Genomic DNA, 20,711 nt, shown 5'->3' on the forward strand with positions numbered 1-20,711 from the left:
AATACATGAAAAGATTAGTGTTGTACTTGTTTTTTGTCCCATTACTTTTTTTAAATGGCAAAGTACTATTAGGAATTGATGTACTGCAAAAAAGTAATTTCTCCTTATTGAAAGGTAAACGGGTAGGCTTAATTACAAATCAAACAGGTTATAACAGCAAATTAAAATCTACTATTGAAATTTTTACATCCCAAAAAGAATTTAAGTTAGTAGCCCTTTTTTCCCCTGAGCATGGGATTGATGGTATATTTTCTGCCGGACAACCATATAATAATCATATTGATAAAAAAACAGGCTTAATGGTTTATTCATTATACGGTAATTTTAAAAAACCAGAAAAATATATGCTGAAAGGAATAGATGTACTTGTCTACGATATCCAAGATACAGGCATAAGAGCATACACTTACATCACTACACTTGGCTTGTGCATGGAAGCCGCTGCAGAAAATAATATTGAATTTGTTGTATTAGATCGACCTAATCCACTTGGCGGTGTAAGGGTGGAAGGAAACATTGTTGAAGATAATTTTATTTCTTTTGTCTCACCTTATAAAATTCCTTATGTATACGGATTAACATGTGGAGAATTGGCTAGATTGATTAATGATGAGGGAATGTTATCAAGTAAAGTTAAATGTAAATTAACAGTAGTACCCATGCGAGGATGGCAAAGGAAAATGCAGTTTAACGATACAGGCTTAATTTGGCTGCCAACTTCTACTCATGTGCCCTATCCATTTACCCCATATTATCAAGTTGCAACTGGAATTGTTGGCGAGTTACAAACAATGTCGATAGGTATTGGAAATACACTGCCATTTCAAACTTTTGGAGCTACTTGGATTAACGGAGATTCTTTAGCAACAGCTATGAATAAACTTGGCTTGCCGGGATTACTATTCACGCCAATTTCTTATATCCCATATTATGGTACCTTTAAAGACTCAGTTATTTCTGGTGTATTGATTCATATCACTGATATAAATCGCGTAAACTTGATGAAAATACAATTTTATTTATTGGAAATTATACATAAAATGTACCCTGCTAAAGATATTTTTAAGCAAGCTAAAGATTCAAGAATAAAAATGTTCGATAATGTGTTAGGTACTGATAAGTTAAGGAAAATATTTACTAATAGATGGCGTACATCTGATATAAGCTCACTTCTTATACAAGATATAGAAAATTTTAAAAAGCTTTCAAAAAAATATTACCTATACGAATGATGCCTTTCCTAATAACTACTCAAAAGCTAATAGTTTTTACCCCAACTATTCATTAGAAAATTATATACTCGCACTTACTTGTCACTTTCCTACATGATATCCATATTTACCCCTATTATTCACAGATTATCCTTCTTACTTTATTCTTGTCCCTTTTATTTTGATTATAATTGCTTTTAATATCTCTTAGATTAATTATCATTTCATAAGGTAATAAGGTTAATTTAATCTTGTTAGTGCTTTGTTATTAAGGTTTACTTCAGCTATTAGCATACCCTCTTTCTAAGCTTATGCAATGTTTTTACCCTGCTAAATCATATTAATAAAATATCTTCGTTCATAAAAACATTAGTCAGTTTTCCCTAACCTTAGTAACATGTCTTCAATCTCAAGAACTTAAACTTATTACCTTATTTTTTAAGAACTCATTTTTATAAGCTAATAAGGTTAATCTCAATTAGGAAATGCTTTGTTACTAAGGTTATCTTTGTTAACAACTTAATTTTCTTTTAAGGTTATGCAATGTTTTTTTCACTTACTCATTCTTAGCAAAATATTTCTTTTCATAAAAATCTTAGTTCTTTTCCCTAACCTTAGTAACATACCCTATGCTTCACAGGAGCTCAACCTTTGAGAATTTACCACATTGTGGATTACCTTATTACCCAAACTTCTTTCTATACATTAGCTAATAATATTAACCCACTTTGGTTACGGCTTATCGGCCCGAAGGGCAAATCACGAAGTGATGGATTCCCATTTTCCTAACCTGTTAGAAGCTGTTGGAAAATTTGGGGTTAATTTTAAAGAGCGTGCTTTGAGAGTAAAAAATTGTTATTAAAAAAACAGCAAATAAATATATGGATTTTTACTGTATCACCACATCACCAATTGGCCACCGTGCTCGTACGTTTAACGTATCAGCATAGTAGCTAAATTTTTCTGATGGTTCAAATGGATAAACTTTTCCATTATCGTATTTCCCATTATTATTTTTATCAATAAAATACCATAATAAATATTTACCGGGTAAAATCTTATTAAATTCAAACGCTCCGTTTGCCTGCACCTTACTTTTATATTTAATTCCTTCGCTGCCAGTATTATCCAGTACTGCATAAGCATCAACTCCAACTGATAAATTTTTTATCGAACCAGTTACAGCTGAATAGTCTAATTCACTATCAGTAACAAAATTCAATGTAATAACAGTATCAAGCTTATTACCGGAAATATCGGTCAACTCACTCATGTCAACTTTCAATTGATAATTAGTATTTGGTTTTAATTTTTTGTCGATTTCAATTAGAAAATTAGCGTCATCTATTCGGTTTATTTTAATTGGGTAACTTTCATTTTTAGAGCCAAAAAATGAAAGCGCCTTTAAGAAGCTGGCGGAATCTATTGCATCGTTAAACACCAAATTTACAATTGGTTTGGTAAAAGATAGTTTTTCTTTAATTGGTATTCCTTCCTTTTTGATTAATCTTACAGGCATTGTATCCGGTTTTGTTACAACATAAACTTGCAGGGAATCTAATTTAGAATGATTATTTTGTAGGTCAGGTATATTTCTCGAGAACAAAAACACCCTATCATTCTCACTAAAATCATTTTCGAAAGCAATTGAGTATTGATTTTTTCTGGCTTGTCCCTTAAAAAAATATTTAGGTATAATTTTTAAATTAATTGTTGAGTCGAACAAATAAAAATTACTTGCACGTGTATTAACGCTATCAATACTTTTATTAAATTCAACGAGGATATGATTTTTGTCGGTCATTCTTGCAAAAGTAATTTTTGGCAATGTGGTATCAGTCATAGAAAGTTGAAAATCAATCCCTGTTTTTTGATTGTCTTTTTCATTTAGGAGAATATCTGAGGAGTAACATCCGAACATATCATCTTGCGGGTTATATTTTAAGTCGCGGTATTTATCCAAAATTGCAAAAACACGATAAACACCGTCGGAAATTCCTACCAATTTATAGAAGCCGTTATTTCCAACTTGCGAAATAAAATCTGGTTTTTGCACTAAAGGATTTACAGATGAATCTTTCAATATTTTGTATGCAAAAATCATAGTTCCCGAAATATTGTTGCCATAGACTTTACCAGAAATAGTGCCGTTATAGATTTTATCGCCAGTCGAAAATGCAAATGTTACAGCTTCTGCCATTTTATTTCCATTATTAATATCTTTTACATCAGTACCAATTGTTATGGTGTAAGTAGTATTTTTCTTTAGTGAATCTCGGAAACTTACTCTTAAAGTTCTGCCGCTCCAATCATATTCTTTTTGTCCTTCAACTGAAGGTGAAATAAAAATAGATTCTATCACAGATCTTTTGTCTACATATTCAGAAAAAGTAATTTCGAAGTAATTTTCATGATAATTTATAGTGCCGTCTGCAGGGAAAATTTCTATTATTTTAGGAGGGGTTTTGTCAATTGGTCCTCCGCCTGGCGGCAATTGATTAGCACATTTAAGCATAACAATAGAGCAGATAATTGCAAAAATTATTTTGAAGTTTGCAGCTTTCGCCATTCTCTGTATTTTCTCACATTAATGAGATGTTCTTTTTCATTTTTAGCAAAAAGATGGCCCCCATTGCCGTCGGCCACAAAATAGTAATAATTATGTTTCTCAGGGTACAACGCTGCATAAATAGCATCTTTGCCGGGATTATTAATTGGTGACGGAGGCAAACCGTTATAAAGATAAGTATTGTATTTAGAATCAATAAGTAAATTTTTGTAGTAGATTTTGTTTTTATGTTTATCTCTAATTAAATATTGAATTGTTGGGTCTGCTTGTAAAAGCATCCCCTTTTTCAATCTATTGTGGTAAACGCCAGATATACGTCTAAATTCAGAAACTTTATTTGATTCAGCATCAATTATCGATGCTAAAGTGAGAACTTGATTCATGGTCATGTTCAGTTCTTTCATCCGCTCTTTTATCGTGTCTGTAAAAATTCTATACATTGCATTTTTTAGTCTCAATATTACATCAACAGCAGTCGAATTCCTAAAAAAATAATAAGTATCAGGCAAAAGATACCCCTCTAACTTTTCTGAATGCACCCCGATTTGGTTTAAGAAATTTTTATCATTACTTAACCTCATAAATTCAGTTGAGTCAATTCCAAGCGAATCTTTAAGCAGTTTTGCGAGATTGTTTTGCCAAATTCCCTCTGGGATTGTAATTCGAATTTCTTTTTCGGGCTCACCTTTTAGTAAAAGTTCAATCAGTTGAAGATAGCTAAGCCCATTTGGAATTTGATATCGTCCTGCTTTAATTTTTCTTTCAGCACCATACAAAACAGCAGCTATCTTCATGTTAGTTTTATTTGGTATAACATTTTTTTTATATAAAGAATCAACAACTTGAGATAAAGTTAACCCTTTTGGAATATCAACAGAAACTGGTTCTTTTTCATTATAATAGTTAGGAGAAAAAAACGTAAATAGAAGTAACCCTAACACAAAACCAAAGAAAATAGAAACTAAGTATATATCGTTGTTACTTAAAAGCGATTTTGAATTTGAGAAATAAAATTTCATTTGAATTGCAGAATGATTTTAAATAATCTAAAGTTCGGGTACAATTAATTTATTTTCTTTCAAGCTTGGATAGGCATTATACTCATAATTAAACTTTCTGCCTGCTAAATGCAATCTCCATGCCCGATAAGCAATCATAGCCCCATTATCGCCACAGAATTCCAGACTGGGAACAACAAACTTAATTCCGTATTTCTTTGTAAGCTCTGCAAGTTCATCTCTTAAAAATTTATTTGCAGCTACACCACCGACAAGAGCAAATGAATCTACCTTATAATTCGATAAAGCTTTCTCTACATTTTTAGTAAGTGCTTTTACTACCGCATTTTGAAAAGAGGCAGCAATTTTTGGTTTATCTTCCTCTTTTATTTTTTCTCTGCTACCATATTCTTTCAATACATATCTTAATACGGCAGTTTTTAAACCACTAAAAGAAAAGTCATAATCATTTTGAGTTTTCGATACAGGAAAACTTATTAAATTTGATTCAGTGTAATTATAAGCTAAACTTTGTATTTTTGGTCCACCAGGATAACCGAGACCAATCATTTTAGCCACCTTATCAAAAGCTTCACCAGCAGCGTCATCAACTGTAGTTCCCAATTTAATAATTTCAAGGTCGCTTTTAACAAGCAGTAATAAAGTATGACCTCCAGATACAACTAAACATAAATATGGGAAATTTGGTTTGATTAGTTCTGAATTCCCATATTGTAAAAATGCCGAAAATATATGTCCCTCTATATGATCTACAGGAACAAAAGGTTTATTTAGCGAAAAAGCCAATCCTTTAGCAAAAGTTAAACCGACCAATAATGCACCTATTAAACCGGGACCTGCAGTAGCTGAAATTAAGTCTATTTCTTCTATGCTTAACTTAAGTTTTTCTAATGCTTGTCTTAACAGCGGGATAATAATTTGAAGATGGGCTCTACTGGAAAGCTCAGGTACAACCCCGCCATAATTAATGTGAAAATCCTGTGACGAGACTAAATTAACTTTTACTTCATCATTGACTAAAATTGCAACTGATGTCTCATCACATGACGTCTCTATACCAAGTATGTTCATCAAGCATCCTGAAAAAATTAGTGACGAAGGATTTAATTCAAAGAGAAAATACTTTTTGTAATTTCCCAAGCTAAATGAGGATTCTCCTTTAGCCTACGAACTGAATAAGCATACCAATGCTTACCGAAAGGAACATAGATTCTAATTTTGTAGCCATCAGAATTAATCTTATCCCTTAAATTTTCTTTAACACCATACAACATTTGGAATTCAAATTTATCCTTTGGTATATTTTTTTCTTTTATCATCTTATATGCTTGCTCTATCAAATAATCATCATGGGTTGCAATGCCAACATAGTTGCCATCATCAAGCATTTTATTTAAGAGTAATAAATAATTGTCACGAATTTTCTGCTTATCTTTATAAGCAATTTTTTCTGACTCAATGTAAATACCTTTGCATAAGCGATAGTTAGCTTTAGAAGGATTTAATTTTTCTACATCATTAATAGTTCTTTTTAAATAAGCTTGAACTACAATGCCAACATTATCATACTTCTCTCTCAAACGATTATACAATTCTATAGTAGCATCTGTAACAGTTGAGTCCTCCATATCAATCCTTACAAAATTATTATACTTTTTTGCTCGTTCTAATAATTCGGAGACTTGTTGAAAACAAAAATCCTTGTCTATTGATAATCCTAATTGAGTGGGTTTAATAGAGAGGTTGGCATTTAACTTATTCATTTCAATTGCATCTAAAACTTTAAGGCATTCATTTTTAGCCTCTTGAGATTCACTTTTGTTCTTAACCGATTCACCAAGTACGTCTATCGTTGCTAAAATCCCTTTTTTGTTTAATTCTTTCACAACTTTAATAGCATCTTCTAATTCTTCTCCAGCAATATACTTCTTCGCAAAAATGTGAATGGTAGACTTTGGCAAAATTTGTACAATTGACACAATAAGATTATTAATGAGTTCCAAAACACCACCTTTAATCAATAATAGGTTGTTTCAAAATTAGCTCAAGCTATGCTATTTATCAAGAAATGTAAAAACAGTATTTGTCTTGATAAATATCTAATGTTTTAGATTGGCTCTTAGATAAGTTTAACCCAAATTTCCCACCAGCCTGCTAACAGGTTATAAAATGGATTAAACAAGTTTAATAAATAATAACTACTTTGATGACACACCACAAAGTGGTGAATTCTCATGATTTTTTTGGGTTTAAGTTAAGGTGAAAAAATATCTAAACGAGTGATAAATTAATTTTACTAAATTATTTAATCATTTTCTCAAGAAACAAAAAACTATTGCAAGCTTTTAATGATGTTCAAAAGCATATCAACTTTTAGCCTAAGCTCTTCAAGTGTAGAGTTATTTTCAATAACAAAATCAGCTTTTTTTTTCTTTTGCTCATCTGGTATTTGAAACTTCATTCTTTGCTTAACTTGTTTTACATCCATTTTATTTTTGGATGTAACTCGTTTAATTCTTTCTTCTTTATTAGTGTAAATTAACACAACATAACTAAACATATCACTAAAATTTGCCTCATAGATTAAAGCAGATTCAACAAATACGAGAGAGAATTTTTTAAACAATTTGACAGCTTCTTGTTCAATTTTTGTAAGTGTAGGTGGATGAACTATAGAGTTGATTTCTTCCAATTTATTAGAATTGTTAAAGACAGTATTTGCAAGGTAAATGGTATTGGGTTTATTATTAATGTAAGCTTCTTCGCCAAATTTACTTATTATTTTCTTTTTTACAACTGGGTCACTGGTTAACAAGCTTTTCGCAATATCATCTGCTCTTAATACCGGATAACCTTTAGATTCAATATAATCACTAACATAAGATTTACCGGCTCCAATACCGCCTGTTATTCCAATAAGCAATTTTTTTTTATTCATAATAAAAAAGCTGCCAGTTAAAAAGTTATTTTTTTAAGACATAGCAAAAAACTTTCTGGCAGCACTAAAAATGCAAATAAAACTTTATTTAGCGTAAGCTATTTTTCTTACTTCTCTAATTACTGTTACTTTTATTTGTCCAGGATATTCCATTTCTTCTTGTATTTTTTGGGCAATATCTGCAGCGAGTCTATCTGAAAATTCGTCATCTACCTTATCTGGTTCAACTATAACTCTAACTTCTCTGCCGGCTTGAATAGCATAAGTTTTTGCAACTCCTTCAAAGGTTTTAGCAATTGCCTCTAAATTTTCCAGGCGTTTAACGTAACTTTCGAGTGGTTCTCTGCGTGCACCAGGTCTTGCCCCGCTAATTGCATCAGCAGCTTGTACTAAGGCTGCAATCGGGTGCTCCATTTCAATATCTTCATGATGACTTCCAATTGCATTAATAACAATTGGATGTTCATTATATTTTTTCGCCAGGTCATAACCTAATAATGCATGTGGACCTTCGGTGCTCTTGTCAATAGTTTTACCAATGTCGTGCAAAAGTCCAGCACGTTTAGCAAGATTAGCATCCAAGCGCAGTTCCGCTGCCATTATACCAGTTAAATAAGCCACCTCAATGCTGTGCTGCAATAAATTTTGTCCATAGCTCGAACGATATTTCATTTTGCCCACATGCTTAATCAGTTCCGGATGCATACCATGAATACCGAGTTGAATAACAGTACTTTCACCTTCCTTTTGGATTTCTTCATCCAACTCTTGTTCAACTTTAGCAACAACTTCCTCAATTCTTGCTGGGTGAATTCTGCCATCAGCAATAAGTCTCTCCAACGAAATTCTAGCTATTTCTCTACGATATTGGTCAAATGCAGAAAGGATAACGGCTTCGGGTGTGTCATCAACAATAACGTCAACACCAGTTACTGCCTCAAAAGAGCGAATATTTCTGCCCTCACGACCAATAATTCTGCCTTTCATCTCATCGTTTTGGATTTGAACAACTGAGACAGTAGATTCTACTGAATGGTCTACTGCTGTTCGTTGGATTGCTTGTACAATAATCTTTTGTGCTTCTTTTTTTGCATCTATTTTTGCCTGTTCGCGAATTTCTTTAATTGCTTGAGCTGCATCTGATTTTGCCTTATTAATCATATTTTCCATGAGCATTTTTTTAGCTTCTTCAGCAGTTAACGCAGCCGTTTTTTCTAAGCGTAAGTTTTGTTCGGCAATTAATTGGTCAAGTTCTAACTTTTTCTTCTCTAACTCAACTTTTAATGAATCTACGTATTTTTCTTTTTCCTTTACTTCTTTTTCTTTTTGAAGTACAACATCAAATTTTTTCTCAAGGTTTTCTTCGCGTGTTTCAAGTTGTTTTTCATGATTCTGCAGCTTTTGGCGTTTAGTATTTACTTCGTTATCAAATTCTTGCTTTTTCCTAAGCCATTCATCTTTAACTTCGAGTAATTTCTCTCGTTTAATTTGTTTTGCTTCTTTTTCTGCATCTTCAAGAATTTTTTTTGCTTCTTCTTTTGCGACAAAAATACTGTTTTTACCAAATTTAGAATTTATATACCAGCCTAGAAAAAACGACAGGGCTATAATTACAATAGCACTAAGAGCAATAAGATATACTTCAAGGAACATGTATCCTCCATAAAATACAATAAGAAATAAAATAATGCGCGCCTGTCGATTTTATGTGTAGAAGAACCCTTCTTACACAATGCGGGAAATTGCCCGACGCTTTTTACTTCCACTGTCCTGCCGAAGCAGAATCCCCAAAAAATTGGGGTGAGGCCTGTAATACACGCCGCGAGTCAATAACCCTGTTAGTTTTACTATAGTTCTTCATATATATAAGTCGACAGGGCGCAAAAATTATGATGGGGTTGAAATTAACCTGGAGTCGTTAAGAAGAAGCTTAATCTTTTTTATTTTATCAGTAGCTTGTATGCTGAATTCACGATACTTATTTTTCTCTACAAACAATTCATATGCTATGTTTAATGCAGCAATAATTGCAATAGTATCTTTTGGCTGATCCGGCAATTCTTCTTTTGTTTCTTCCATTATATTATTCACATACTGAGCCAATTCAGCAGCTATTTCTTGATTTTCTACTAAAAGTGAGTATTCTTTATCAAATATTTTTACTTTAAGCTTCTTTTTTTCCATGTTAATTCCTGCCCATCTACATTTTTTTAAGAACGTAAATGAAAATCTAAACGGGCAATTAATTCATCAATCTTTTTTTTTAGTTTTTCTTTCCCCTCCGCTTTAACAAATTCATCTCCTAATGAGCTTGATTCGTCAAAAAAAGGTTTACTTAATTTCTCTTCTATTTCATTTAATTTCTTTTTTAAACTGGTATTTTCAGCTTCAAGTTTAGCAATTTTTTTTTCTAAGGCCTCATTGAACTCTGAAAGCTCTATCCCCTTTTGAATAAAGTAATATACCTGCTTTTCTAAGGCATTTAGTTCTTCTAAAAATAAATCGTACTTAGAGTTTTCTGACAAGTTATTTGCCTCGTAATTTCCCATTCAATTTTTTCTCTACAGCTTTAATTGCTTCCCAAAAATCTTTGTCTACTTCTTCTTCTGTTAAAGTTCTGTTTTCACTGTAATACTCTAACTGAAAAGCCAAGCTTTTTTTACCTTTACCTAAACTGTCACTTTGAAAGATATCAAATAACTTTATATTATGCAACAAGTTAGAACTAGATTCTTTTATAACTTTCACTACTTCCTCAAACGTTACAGTTCTGTCTAATATAAAAGCAAAATCTCTATATACTTTCGGGAATTTTAATAATTCTTTAAATTTGCGACTGCTTGCTTCTATTTTTCTTAATTTATCTAAATCTGCAACAAAAGAAAATACATTTTGAGTTATATCAAAAAGCTTTGCAAATTCTTTATTCAACTTGCCGCCATAACCAATAGTCTCTCCATTCAACTCATACTCAAATCGGTAGTTAAATAAATCGTCTTTCTTACAAAAGTTTATTCTCCCATTAGAGTTAGGAAATAATTTGGTGAAAAATTCTGTGGCAAATCCTTTCAAATCATAGAAATCAAACTCTCTGTCTTTTTCATACCACTCTGTGTTTATTGCTTTCCCAGTTATTGTTATAATTAATTGCTCAGTTTCCTCGAAATCTTCAAACGTTCTAATTTCCTTAGCAATCTGATTGAAAACCTTTCCTATCTCAAAAAACATTAAATCATTTTCTTTTACTTTTATATTCTTGCTTATTGTTAAAAGCGTTCCGGGAATTAAGGAAGTTCTTAAATGCGTCATTTCACTGCTTTGTGGATTTAATATTCTAATCGGAACTCCAAATCTTTCAGCAATTTCTCCTTTTAATAAAGAATTAGTAATTATTTCATAGAATCCAAGTCCGGTTAAAATATCACGTATCTTATTGGCAAATTCGGATTGGTCAATTTTTTTATCTAATGTTACATTAATTTTAGAGACTTCTGGAATTTTATCATAGCCATATATTCTTGCTACTTCTTCAATTAAGTCAATTTCTCTTTCTACATCGTGTCTTCTTAAAGGAACTTTAACTGTGATTTTATCATTGTTTCTAAAAATGATTTCGAAGCCTAGTTTCTCTAAAATTTTATTAACAGTGCTAATATCTATCTTATAGCCCAAAATCTTCTCAAGTCGAAAATAACGCAGCTCTAAAATTTTATTAGGCATTTTGTTGGGATAAACATCAATCTCACCTTTGGAAATTTTGCCGCCTGCAGTTTCCAAAATTAACTGTGCTGCTCTTCTTGCTGCCCATAAAGTTATATCTGGATCAGTTCCTCTTTCAAAACGATAGGATGCTTCAGTTGACAATCCAAGACGCTTAGATGTTTTTCTTATTGAAGATGGGTTAAAAAAGGCGCTCTCAATTAATATGTTTTTAGTATCAAAGGTTACTTCAGAATTTTCACCGCCCATAATGCCGGCAATAGCAACACTTTTTTCTCCATCGCAAATCATTAAGTCGTCTTTACTCAGCTGACGTTCTTTAGAATCAAGCGTGACAAACTTTTCTCGTTCATTTGCAGTCTTAACAATAATTTTCTTTCCAGCTAATTTATTAAGGTCGAATGCATGCAGCGGCTGCCCAATTTCATATAACACAAAGTTAGTTACATCTACAACATTATTGATTGGTCTTAATCCAATATTTTTTAATAATGTTTTCAGCCATTCTGGAGATTCTTTAATTGTCACACCTGTAACAACTTTACCAACGTAACGAGGACATTTAACCGAGTCAATAACTTCTATAGAAACAAGCTTATCCGAGCTCTCGCCCTCTTCGTTAATTTTAATTTCAGGCAATATTAATTCCCTATCGAAAATAGCTGCTAAATCTCTGGCAATACCGATATGACTCAAAGCATCTTGTCTATTTGGGGTAATTGCAACTTCCAAAATTATATCATTCATGCCAAGTGCAATGGATAAAGGCATTCCTACTTCTAAATTAGAATTAAGAACCATAATACCTTCGTGGTTATCACTTAGTCCAAGTTCTTTTTCAGAACAAATCATACCATAAGAAACTTCGCCTCTAATTTTTACTTTTGATAGGACTTGACCGCTATCGGGTATTACGGCACCAATTTTAGCAAAAGCTACTTTTTGATTTACGGCTACATTTGGAGCACCGCAAATTACGTTAAAGTCAGATTTACCATCAGAAACCACGCACAATTTTAGTTTGTCTGCATTCGGATGTTTCTTAACATCTTTAACAAATCCAACTACAATATTTTTAAAAATTTCAGATTGATTATAAACCTCTTCAACTTCTAAACCTGCAAGAGTAAGCTTATCAATAATTTCTTGAAGTGGAATACCTGAAAGATCAACATAATTTTTCAGCCAATTAATAGAAACTTTCACTTTTTAGTCTCCAAGCTAAAACGAGTTAATACACATGAAATAATTAAAATTGGATTAGAAATCTTTTATCGTTATCGAAGAAAATTCTAATATCATCTATACCATATTTAAGTAAGGTCATTCTTTCAACGCCCATACCAAAAGCATAACCTGTATAATGTTCAGGGTCAATTCCAACATTAGTTAAAACATTAGGGTCGACCATGCCGCAGCCAAGAATTTCAAGCCATCTACCTTCTTTTCCAGTTGGCTGCCACCAAATATCCATTTCAGCGCTAGGCTCTGTAAAAGGGAAAAAGCTTGCTCTAAATCTATATTTTAAATTGTCCCCAAAGAGTTGTTTGGCGAAGGAAACCAGAGTTCCTTTTAGTTCGCTGAAAGTAACATCTGTATCTACATACAATCCTTCAACTTGATGGAATAAGCAGTAACTTTTAGCACTTATAGCCTCGTTTCGATAGACTTTACCCGGAACTATCACTCTTATTGGCGGCTTTAATTGTTGCATAACACGAATTTGAACTGGAGAGGTATGAGTTCTCAATAAAAAAGAATTGTTAATAAAAAAAGTATCCTGCATATCTCTGGCTGGGTGGTCAGAAGGAAAATTTAATGCTTCAAAATTATTATAATCTGATTCTAACTCTGGGCCTTCGTAAACTGAAAAACCAATCGATTTAAAAACTGACTTAATTTCATCTAAAGTCTGGATTAAAATGTGTTTGCTCCCCAGATTTCTTTTTCTTCCAGGTAAAGACCAATCGATAAAATCTTCAACTTTAGTTTCAGTCTGCTCAAGATTAGCCTTAAGTTTCTCGTAATTTTCTTGGAAAAAATTTTTCAGTTCATTTAGCGATTTACCATATTTTTGTTTTTCAGCAGAAGGCAGGTTCTTAAATTCATCAAAAAGCTGGTTTAGTGTTCCCTTACGACTTAAATATTTTATTCGCAATTCTTCAAGTTTAGAGAGGTTATCAATTTTTTTTAACTCATTTTCGAAGCTGTTTTTTGCATCTAAAATTTTATTTTCCATTTTTTCCATCCATAAAGCTGCACTATCAGATTAAAATTCTACACAAAAAAATTTAAAAAAAAACCCTCCGAAAATGTAATAAAGAAAATTCGGAGGGGAAAAATTAGTTCATTACAAATTTTACTACATCAGCAAAAGCTTGGGGATTTTCCACAGCAAGATTAGCTAACAGCTTTCTATTTATAGCAACACCTTTTTCATCCATAGCATGAATTAACTTAGAATAAGTAGTCCCATTTAATCTGGCGGCAGCATTAATACGAACAATCCATAACTGTCTATAAGTTCTCTTTTTTAATTTTCTATCTCTGTAAGCATGTAAAAGTCCTTTTTCAATATGGTGCTTTGCTACTGTCCACACATTTTTGCGTGCACCCCAATATCCTTTTGCAAGACGTAACATTTTTTTTCTTCTTCTGCGAGAAGCTACATTATTTTTTGCTCTTGGCATATTCTCACCTTTTAGTTATTGAATCATTAAAGAGATTCGTTTAGAATCAGCTTTAGAAACTAAAGTAGATTTTCTCAATCTTCTTTTTCTTTTAGTTGATTTAGATGTTAAAATGTGCGATTTATAAGCACGATATCTTTTAATTTTACCGGAGCCGGTTCTTTTGAAAGTTTTTGCGGCTCCACGATTGCTTTTCATTTTAGGCATGGTTTTTCCTTATTCTATTTTTTCTTTTTACTTTTAAGCGGTGTTAAAATTGTATGCATTGTTCTTCCTTCAAATTTTATTTCTTGTTCTACTTTAGCGACCTCAGACATTCTTTCAATAAATTTCTTCAGTAAATTTTCACCCAACTCTGTATAAGCTAATTCCCTTCCTTTAAACAAAACCGATACTTTTACTTTATTGCCTTCTTCAATAAAATTAATTGCATGGCGAACCTTAAAATCGAAATCGTGTGTATCAGTATTTGGATGAAGTCTTATTTCTTTTAATATGCTTACTTGTTGTTTTTTCCTTTGCAGTTTTTCTTTTTTCTGAAGTTCATAAACGAACTTACCATAATCAATAATTTTGCATACAGGCGGATTTGCTTGTGGTGCAATTTCTACTAAATCCAATTCCTGTTCTTGTGCTCTTTTAAGAGCCTCTTTAATACTAACAATACCAACTTGTTCTCCGTTAGAATCAATTAACCTTACCTGCGGTATTTTGATTTCTTGATTAACTCGATAATTAATTTGAGCGATAAACTACCTCTCTAGTTATGATTTATTTTGTTATTTATTTCATATAAAATTTGTTGTAAAAAATTTTCTAAGGGGAAATTCCCTTTATCTCCAACTTTATGCTGTCTTACAGACACAGAATTAGTTTCTTTTTCTTTTTCTCCCACTATTAGCATGTATGGCACCTTTTGTGTTTCCCAGTCGCGTATTTTATAGCCTACTTTTTCACTTCTTAAATCCAGTTCAGCTCTAACATTATTTTCTTTCAGCAGATTATGAACCTTTGAGGCATAATCGAAGAAATTTTGTGAAACAGGAATAACAGCTACTTGTACTGGAGCTAACCATGTAGGGAAATAACCTGCATAGTGTTCAATAAGAACGCCGATAAACCTTTCAAGTGAACCAAAAGGTGCACGATGAATTACAACAGGTCTGTGCTTTTGTCCATCCGAACCAATATATTCTAAATCAAATCGCTCAGGCATAACATAATCGACTTGTACAGTACCCAGCTGCCATTTTCTGCCTAAAGCGTCTTTAACCATAAAATCAATCTTCGGGCCATAAAAAGCTGCCTCACCTTCTGCAACTACATAATTCAGTTTCATTAAATCAGCAGCTTCTTGAATTTCTTTCTGTGCTTTCTCCCACAAAGAAATATCGCCGCCATATTTTTCAACATTATCATCACGAAATGAAAGTTGGGTGGTAAAATCCTTAAAGCCCATAACAGAAAAAACAACTTGAATTAATTCAATTACATTGCATACTTCTTCTTTTAATTGGTCCTGCCTTACAAAAATATGAGAATCGTCAACTGCAAAGCATCTAACTCTTGTCAAGCCATTTAATTCACCGGATTGTTCGTATCTGTAAACCGTGCCAAATTCAGCAATTCTTATGGGTAAATCTCTGTAACTTCTCGGTTTTGAAGCATAAATTTGAAAATGATGTGGACAATTCATTGGTTTTAGTAAATACTCTTCATGCCCATCTTCTAATTTCAATGTAGGGAATTGACTATCTTTATAATAAGGGTAGTGACCACTTGTTTTGTAAAGTTCGATATTTCCAATATGTGGAGTAACAACAGGCAGATAGCCGCGCTTAAGTTGTTCTTCACGTAAGAATTTTTCTAAAGTATCTCTTAAAATTGTACCTTTAGGAAGCCATATTGGCAGCCCTACTCCAACTTTAGGTGATATCATAAACAGCTCTAATTCTTTCCCAAGCTTGCGGTGATCTCGTTTTTTTGCTTCTTCAAGTAATGTTAAATAATCATCGAGCATTTTTTTCTTGGGAAATGAAATACCATAAATTCTTTGCAGTTGTTTATTTTTTTCGTCTCCTCTCCAATATGAACCAGAAACACTTAGTAACTTAATGTACTTAATTTTACTTGTATCCGGAATATGTGGACCGGTACACAAATCAATAAAATCACCTTCTTGATAAATGCTAATTATATCTTTGTCTTCATCAAGTTCACTAATAATTTCTTGTTTGTAAGGGTCACCTTTCTTTTTAAAGAATTCATAAGCCTCTTGCTTTGAAACTTCGGACCTTTTGAATTGATTACCTAACTTTGCGATTTCCAGCATTCGTTGTTCTATTTTAGGAAGGTCTTCCTCGGAAATTTTAGTATCAATATCAACATCATAATAAAAGCCATTTTCTATTGCAGGTCCAACTCCAAATTTTGCTTCGGGATAAATTGATTGAATTGCATGAGCCATCAAATGCGATGTTGAATGCCAATAAGTATGTTGACCTTCAGCATCGTTAAAAGTAAGAATTTGTAAGGAAGCATCATTATTTATTTTTGAATAAAGGTCTTTCAGTTCACCATTAATTTTAGCAACAAGAGCCTCTTCAGCTAAGCGGTCTGAAATTAATTTTGCAACTTCAAAAGCTGTAATACCTTTATCAAATTCTTTTTCAGAGCCGTCAGGAAATTTTATTTTTATTTTATTATTCATATCTCTATTTAAAAAAAAACGGAACTCTTCCGATTTGTGTGGGTTCTATAGGATTCGAACCTATGACCTACTGCACGTCAAGCAGTCGCTCTAACCAAACTGAGCTAAGAACCCGGGTTAAGTATTAAGTACAAAGTAAAAAGTACAAAGTAAAAAGTACAAAGTAAAAAGTAGCACTATACTTTTTCCTTTTACCTTTTTCCTTTTACCTTTTTCCTTTTACCTTTTTCCTTTTATCTTTTTCCTTAAACAAGTACCGAGGGCCGGACTCGAACCGGCACGGGTGTAAACACCCACAGGATTTTAAGTCCTGTGCGTCTACCAATTCCGCCACCCCGGCAAAAAACTAAAACAATCTTAAAAGAACTTACCTAAAATTACATTTTATACTTAAATTGGAAAACAAATATAGTTTTTAATTAGATTTCGTGCAATAATTATGAGTCGGAATCAACTGATTAGCTGTCGAAGTGATCTGTCCAATATATTTTTTATTTCGTCCCTAAATGGACTTAATCTATTTCTTTGTTCTTTATCCTATAAATATTTTGTCCTGAGGGGACAATAAAGCTTTGATTATCCTTAAACCAATCTAATCCCTTTAGGGATTATATAGTTATAGAATAAATAAATATCAAACTAAAGTTAAAAGTCCCGTAGGGACGAGATAGGGATTGATTTACAAGACAAGTAGAATAGTCCAAAAAATCTTGAAGTTTTCTAAATTTATTTGGTAATTCATCCCTTCGGGATTTGACTTCAAAATTATTTTGGACAGCACTGATTCTGACGAGTTTTTAATTCTAGTTTTAGAATGGATACTCAAGACAAAGTAAGAATATTCAAGTGTATGAATAAAAAAATTTTTTTTAACCCACTTGGTTGAAAGTTTATAATGTGTTAAATTTGTGCCGCTTTAAAAATAATTAGGGCCCATAGCTCAGTTGGTTAGAGCAGCTGACTCATAATCAGCGGGTCGGAGGTTCAAGTCCTTCTGGGCCCACAAAAACCCCATTTTTAATCCAAAAATGGGGTTTTTTGTTGTACTAATTTGTGATTCTTGCCAATTCTTTGCATACTTTACACAAATTGTACTTCAGTTCTATGTTATTCTTCCTTACTTAGTCTCCTTCTCAGCTCATCTATCATCGGGTATTTCTTTAACTCCTCGTTCATCTGTTCTATGTCTATCTTGTTGTAAAATCTGTCTGTCGTTGATGTAGCTGTAGAGTGTAATAGAACAGCTTTAACTAACTAAAAAGATCATTAAATGATTAACCATTTAATAAGGAGATTCACAAATGGACTTAAACGAAGAAATATTTGAGCAGTTAAAAGCTGATATATAGAAAATAAAACTCGTGAAGATTTGATGAAAAAAAATGGACTGTACAAACCACGAAATGGTGAATACTCATACAGAACTGGGCAGTTGTTATTTCTCATTTATCTATTATTTTTCAGGAGCAACTAAAAAATGTTCTTTAATCTAAAATTCCATTTACACAAGTTATTTTACAGACTCAGCTAATTACTAAGGGGGTGAGCTCGCAGTGAAAAGTCTTACCTCCCCTATCACTATTAGAACGCCCGATACTGGTAGGCTGTCTTATTAGGATTTAAGCGCTAAGTTTAAGTTTTGACTTTTTCGAGGGCATTAGTTAGGTTACAATTGCATCGGCTCACACCTTCTGCCGACGCTAAACGCCTCGTTTTTATACTTCTTTACTTTTAGCCCCGGTTACCCTCGCCGGGGCTTTTTATTGGCATAAGACAGTAGAAAAATCCATTTGCTGAATAAACGCAATCAGGACAAATATCAAAATTCTATTATTGTAGTTTATTTTAAATTGATGCTTTTTATGGCACAAAACGGTTAAGTGTATAAGTAGTTAGGGGGTTTTCATGCACTTACTTTCACTCTATTGCTGCCGTTTAGTCTATGTATAATTCTTTCATTTTAAGCACCTTACCTGCCATTGGTTATGCACATTGTTGTCGGTTGGATTTTTTATGTTTATCATTTATGCCATATATTTTACTAACGGCGTTGCAACTAAAGCGCCGCCCATAACAGCGATGCTACATTTGCCAACAACTTTTATTTATAAATCAGTTTCGTTATGTAAATCAACTTTGAACAACAAACTTACTCTGAAATACAAAACCCAATAACCACATCAAACGACTGCGTCATAGACGCGGTCGCTTTGAGTTGCAGGTTAGGTGTTTACGAATTACCTATGTCTTCTCTCATTGCTTTTTCTAAATCTAGTTTTATTTTTTGCAACTCTTCATACTTTTTTGTTGAATTCAACATAGAATCAAGACTAAAATTACCGGGGCCCATAAATGCAACTTCGAATGTAAATCCAGCAGTAGCTTCCAAACTTTCTTTTGTAATTTTTTGATAATTTTCAAGAATATCAAATACCTTTTTGCTACTAACTAGTTTAACTGCATTTATTTCATCTAAGAGTTTATTGTTTTCTTTAATCCATTCAACAATCAATTCAAATTGTTCTTTCATCACTTCAGCATATTTATCCAAATTATTCGGATTCGATTTTACTTGTTCAAATACTTCAACAACCTTTTGCCTCATCTTCTCACAGTTCTGGCTTAAGTAAAGTGTTGAATTAATCGTATCCAATTTTGTCAGATATTCTTTATAAACAGAATACCTTTTTTCACGAAGACCTTTTTCATCTTCATATTTATGCTTAATTTTAACAAGTTCTTTATCAGATTTGTCTTTCAAATAATAGAGAACAAGATTTACCAATAAACTAACAGCAGCGATTAAATAGCCAATCATCTTTCTCCTTTATTAAAACACCTAACTATTATTTAACCCGCCAAAATTCCGCATAGTATGCATGCCGGTTCTGCATACTATATTCTTTTCTATTCTTATAAAATTCTTTGTTTTCAAACATTTTCTTCTTAAAATTCCACATAGTCTGCACGCTATTAAAGAATATTATCAAGCGGACTCTTTACTCCCTTAAATTTATTCATAACCTGAGTATAAACCATAGTTTTTCTTATAGATAGATATATGTCCGGACAATTCCTGTTAGTTCTAGTATTATAAAGACTTAATTTAATATAAAAATAATGGTATTTATATATTTTTGTAATAGACTAACCACTTAAACGATGATATATTCATTAGATGAGAGTGGGTAACTCAAAGTGAAGATCAAATTGATCAAAAAGATTTTATAGACCAGCTTAATAGAAAGGTCTCAGAGAGTCAACCGAGTGGGCTCCTTGTTAGAACTGGCTATAATGGAACCCAGGCGTGAGTTTTACGCATAACGTGCTTTTATTCAAGTCTATCTAGAGCGGTCTTTAAGCGCCAGGTTTGCTAAAAACAGCCGAAGAAGATCCTTCCAAACTACTTCAGTTTCTACTTCAGTCGATTTCCCTTTAAACCAAAAAAGCCTTGTAATTTATTGAATTACAAGGCATTATAGTTGTGGGCGCTGAAGGATTCTGCCGCCAGGCATTCCTTCGGAAGAACCTACGACCCTCCCGACTTTAAGTCGGGATGCTCTGAACCAGCTTCACTATCTAACTTTAATTTCCTCAAATATTCAATTGCCTTTTCTACATTTTTCATCTTCTTTAATCTCCTCTCCAATCTCACAGCTTCCGAACGGCTATTAACCTCACAACTAATTATCAATCTCCAACAACCCTTGTTTTTCGTATATGCGGAACGGTTATGAGAATGACGGGATAATCGGTCTTCCAGGTTTGATGTTTGCCCTGTATAACTATAATTCTTATCTGATTTTAATACGTAGACTTGATAGCCCATAAATTAAAAAGACCTCTTTACTTAG

Annotated in this window: 16 protein-coding genes, 3 tRNA genes and 1 pseudogene; 2 read left to right on the forward strand and 18 right to left on the reverse strand. The window is 32.7% G+C overall.

Going from position 1 to position 20,711, the window contains the following annotated elements; translation table 11 throughout:
* Window positions 1-5: 5 nt before the first annotated feature.
* Window positions 6-1,232, forward strand: coding sequence for an exo-beta-N-acetylmuramidase NamZ domain-containing protein (locus ABRY23_03330; protein ID MFA3782080.1), 1,227 nt, complete (start codon window positions 6-8; stop codon window positions 1,230-1,232).
* An 868-nt stretch (window positions 1,233-2,100) separates the two neighbouring features.
* Here ABRY23_03330 and ABRY23_03335 read toward each other — a convergent pair.
* The 16 genes from ABRY23_03335 to ABRY23_03410 all read right to left on the reverse strand — a co-directional run bounded on the left by ABRY23_03335 (window position 2,101) and on the right by ABRY23_03410 (window position 17,197).
* Window positions 2,101-3,780, reverse strand: coding sequence for an Ig-like domain-containing protein (locus ABRY23_03335; protein ID MFA3782081.1), 1,680 nt, complete (start codon window positions 3,778-3,780; stop codon window positions 2,101-2,103).
* Window positions 3,753-4,799: an endolytic transglycosylase MltG gene (mltG, locus tag ABRY23_03340; protein MFA3782082.1), complete on the reverse strand. Its 1,047-nt coding sequence runs from the start codon at window positions 4,797-4,799 to the stop codon at window positions 3,753-3,755. The genes ABRY23_03335 and mltG overlap by 28 nt, the downstream gene beginning before the upstream one ends.
* 27 nt (window positions 4,800-4,826) lie before the next feature.
* A complete protein-coding gene (tsaD, locus tag ABRY23_03345; GenBank protein ID MFA3782083.1) occupies window positions 4,827-5,870 on the reverse strand; it encodes a tRNA (adenosine(37)-N6)-threonylcarbamoyltransferase complex transferase subunit TsaD in 1,044 nt (347 codons plus the stop codon).
* A gap of 32 nt (window positions 5,871-5,902) precedes the next feature.
* Complete coding sequence (locus ABRY23_03350) at window positions 5,903-6,802, reverse strand: proline dehydrogenase family protein (protein MFA3782084.1); 900 nt, start codon at window positions 6,800-6,802, stop codon at window positions 5,903-5,905.
* Window positions 6,803-7,131: 329 nt separating this feature from the next.
* Window positions 7,132-7,737: a dephospho-CoA kinase gene (gene coaE / locus ABRY23_03355; protein MFA3782085.1), complete on the reverse strand. Its 606-nt coding sequence runs from the start codon at window positions 7,735-7,737 to the stop codon at window positions 7,132-7,134.
* A gap of 84 nt (window positions 7,738-7,821) precedes the next feature.
* Window positions 7,822-9,390: a ribonuclease Y gene (gene rny / locus ABRY23_03360; protein ID MFA3782086.1), complete on the reverse strand. Its 1,569-nt coding sequence runs from the start codon at window positions 9,388-9,390 to the stop codon at window positions 7,822-7,824.
* A gap of 234 nt (window positions 9,391-9,624) precedes the next feature.
* Entirely contained in the window at window positions 9,625-9,921 is a 297-nt protein-coding gene (gene zapA, locus ABRY23_03365) for a cell division protein ZapA (protein ID MFA3782087.1), read from the reverse strand.
* A 26-nt stretch (window positions 9,922-9,947) separates the two neighbouring features.
* Window positions 9,948-10,286, reverse strand: coding sequence for a hypothetical protein (locus tag ABRY23_03370; protein MFA3782088.1), 339 nt, complete (start codon window positions 10,284-10,286; stop codon window positions 9,948-9,950).
* A complete protein-coding gene (pheT, locus tag ABRY23_03375) occupies window positions 10,264-12,663 on the reverse strand; it encodes a phenylalanine--tRNA ligase subunit beta (protein ID MFA3782089.1) in 2,400 nt (799 codons plus the stop codon). Before pheT ends, ABRY23_03370 begins: the two co-directional genes overlap by 23 nt.
* A gap of 43 nt (window positions 12,664-12,706) precedes the next feature.
* Entirely contained in the window at window positions 12,707-13,696 is a 990-nt protein-coding gene (pheS, locus tag ABRY23_03380; GenBank protein MFA3782090.1) for a phenylalanine--tRNA ligase subunit alpha, read from the reverse strand.
* A 103-nt stretch (window positions 13,697-13,799) separates the two neighbouring features.
* A complete protein-coding gene (rplT, locus tag ABRY23_03385) occupies window positions 13,800-14,147 on the reverse strand; it encodes a 50S ribosomal protein L20 (GenBank protein MFA3782091.1) in 348 nt (115 codons plus the stop codon).
* Window positions 14,148-14,162: 15 nt separating this feature from the next.
* Window positions 14,163-14,354: a 50S ribosomal protein L35 gene (gene rpmI, locus ABRY23_03390; GenBank protein ID MFA3782092.1), complete on the reverse strand. Its 192-nt coding sequence runs from the start codon at window positions 14,352-14,354 to the stop codon at window positions 14,163-14,165.
* 14 nt (window positions 14,355-14,368) lie between these two features.
* A complete protein-coding gene (gene infC / locus ABRY23_03395; GenBank protein MFA3782093.1) occupies window positions 14,369-14,896 on the reverse strand; it encodes a translation initiation factor IF-3 in 528 nt (175 codons plus the stop codon).
* Window positions 14,897-14,907: 11 nt separating this feature from the next.
* A complete protein-coding gene (gene thrS, locus ABRY23_03400) occupies window positions 14,908-16,857 on the reverse strand; it encodes a threonine--tRNA ligase (protein MFA3782094.1) in 1,950 nt (649 codons plus the stop codon).
* A gap of 39 nt (window positions 16,858-16,896) precedes the next feature.
* A tRNA-Val gene (locus tag ABRY23_03405) sits at window positions 16,897-16,971 on the reverse strand.
* 140 nt (window positions 16,972-17,111) lie between these two features.
* A tRNA-Leu gene (locus ABRY23_03410) sits at window positions 17,112-17,197 on the reverse strand.
* Window positions 17,198-17,786: 589 nt separating this feature from the next.
* Here ABRY23_03410 and ABRY23_03415 point away from each other — a divergent pair.
* Window positions 17,787-17,860, forward strand: a tRNA-Ile gene (locus ABRY23_03415).
* A gap of 1,227 nt (window positions 17,861-19,087) precedes the next feature.
* On the opposite strand, the gene ABRY23_03420 is transcribed toward ABRY23_03415, so the two are convergent.
* Window positions 19,088-19,675 carry a hypothetical protein gene (locus ABRY23_03420; GenBank protein MFA3782095.1) on the reverse strand — a complete coding sequence of 196 codons (588 nt, stop codon included), beginning with the start codon at window positions 19,673-19,675 and terminating at the stop codon, window positions 19,088-19,090.
* Window positions 19,676-20,488: 813 nt separating this feature from the next.
* Window positions 20,489-20,686: pseudogene (locus ABRY23_03425) on the reverse strand (GIY-YIG nuclease family protein).
* Between the last annotated feature and the right edge of the window lie 25 nt (window positions 20,687-20,711).

The organism is Melioribacteraceae bacterium 4301-Me, assembly GCA_041538185.1.
GTDB classification, from domain to species: domain Bacteria; phylum Bacteroidota; class Ignavibacteria; order Ignavibacteriales; family Melioribacteraceae; genus Pyranulibacter; species Pyranulibacter aquaticus.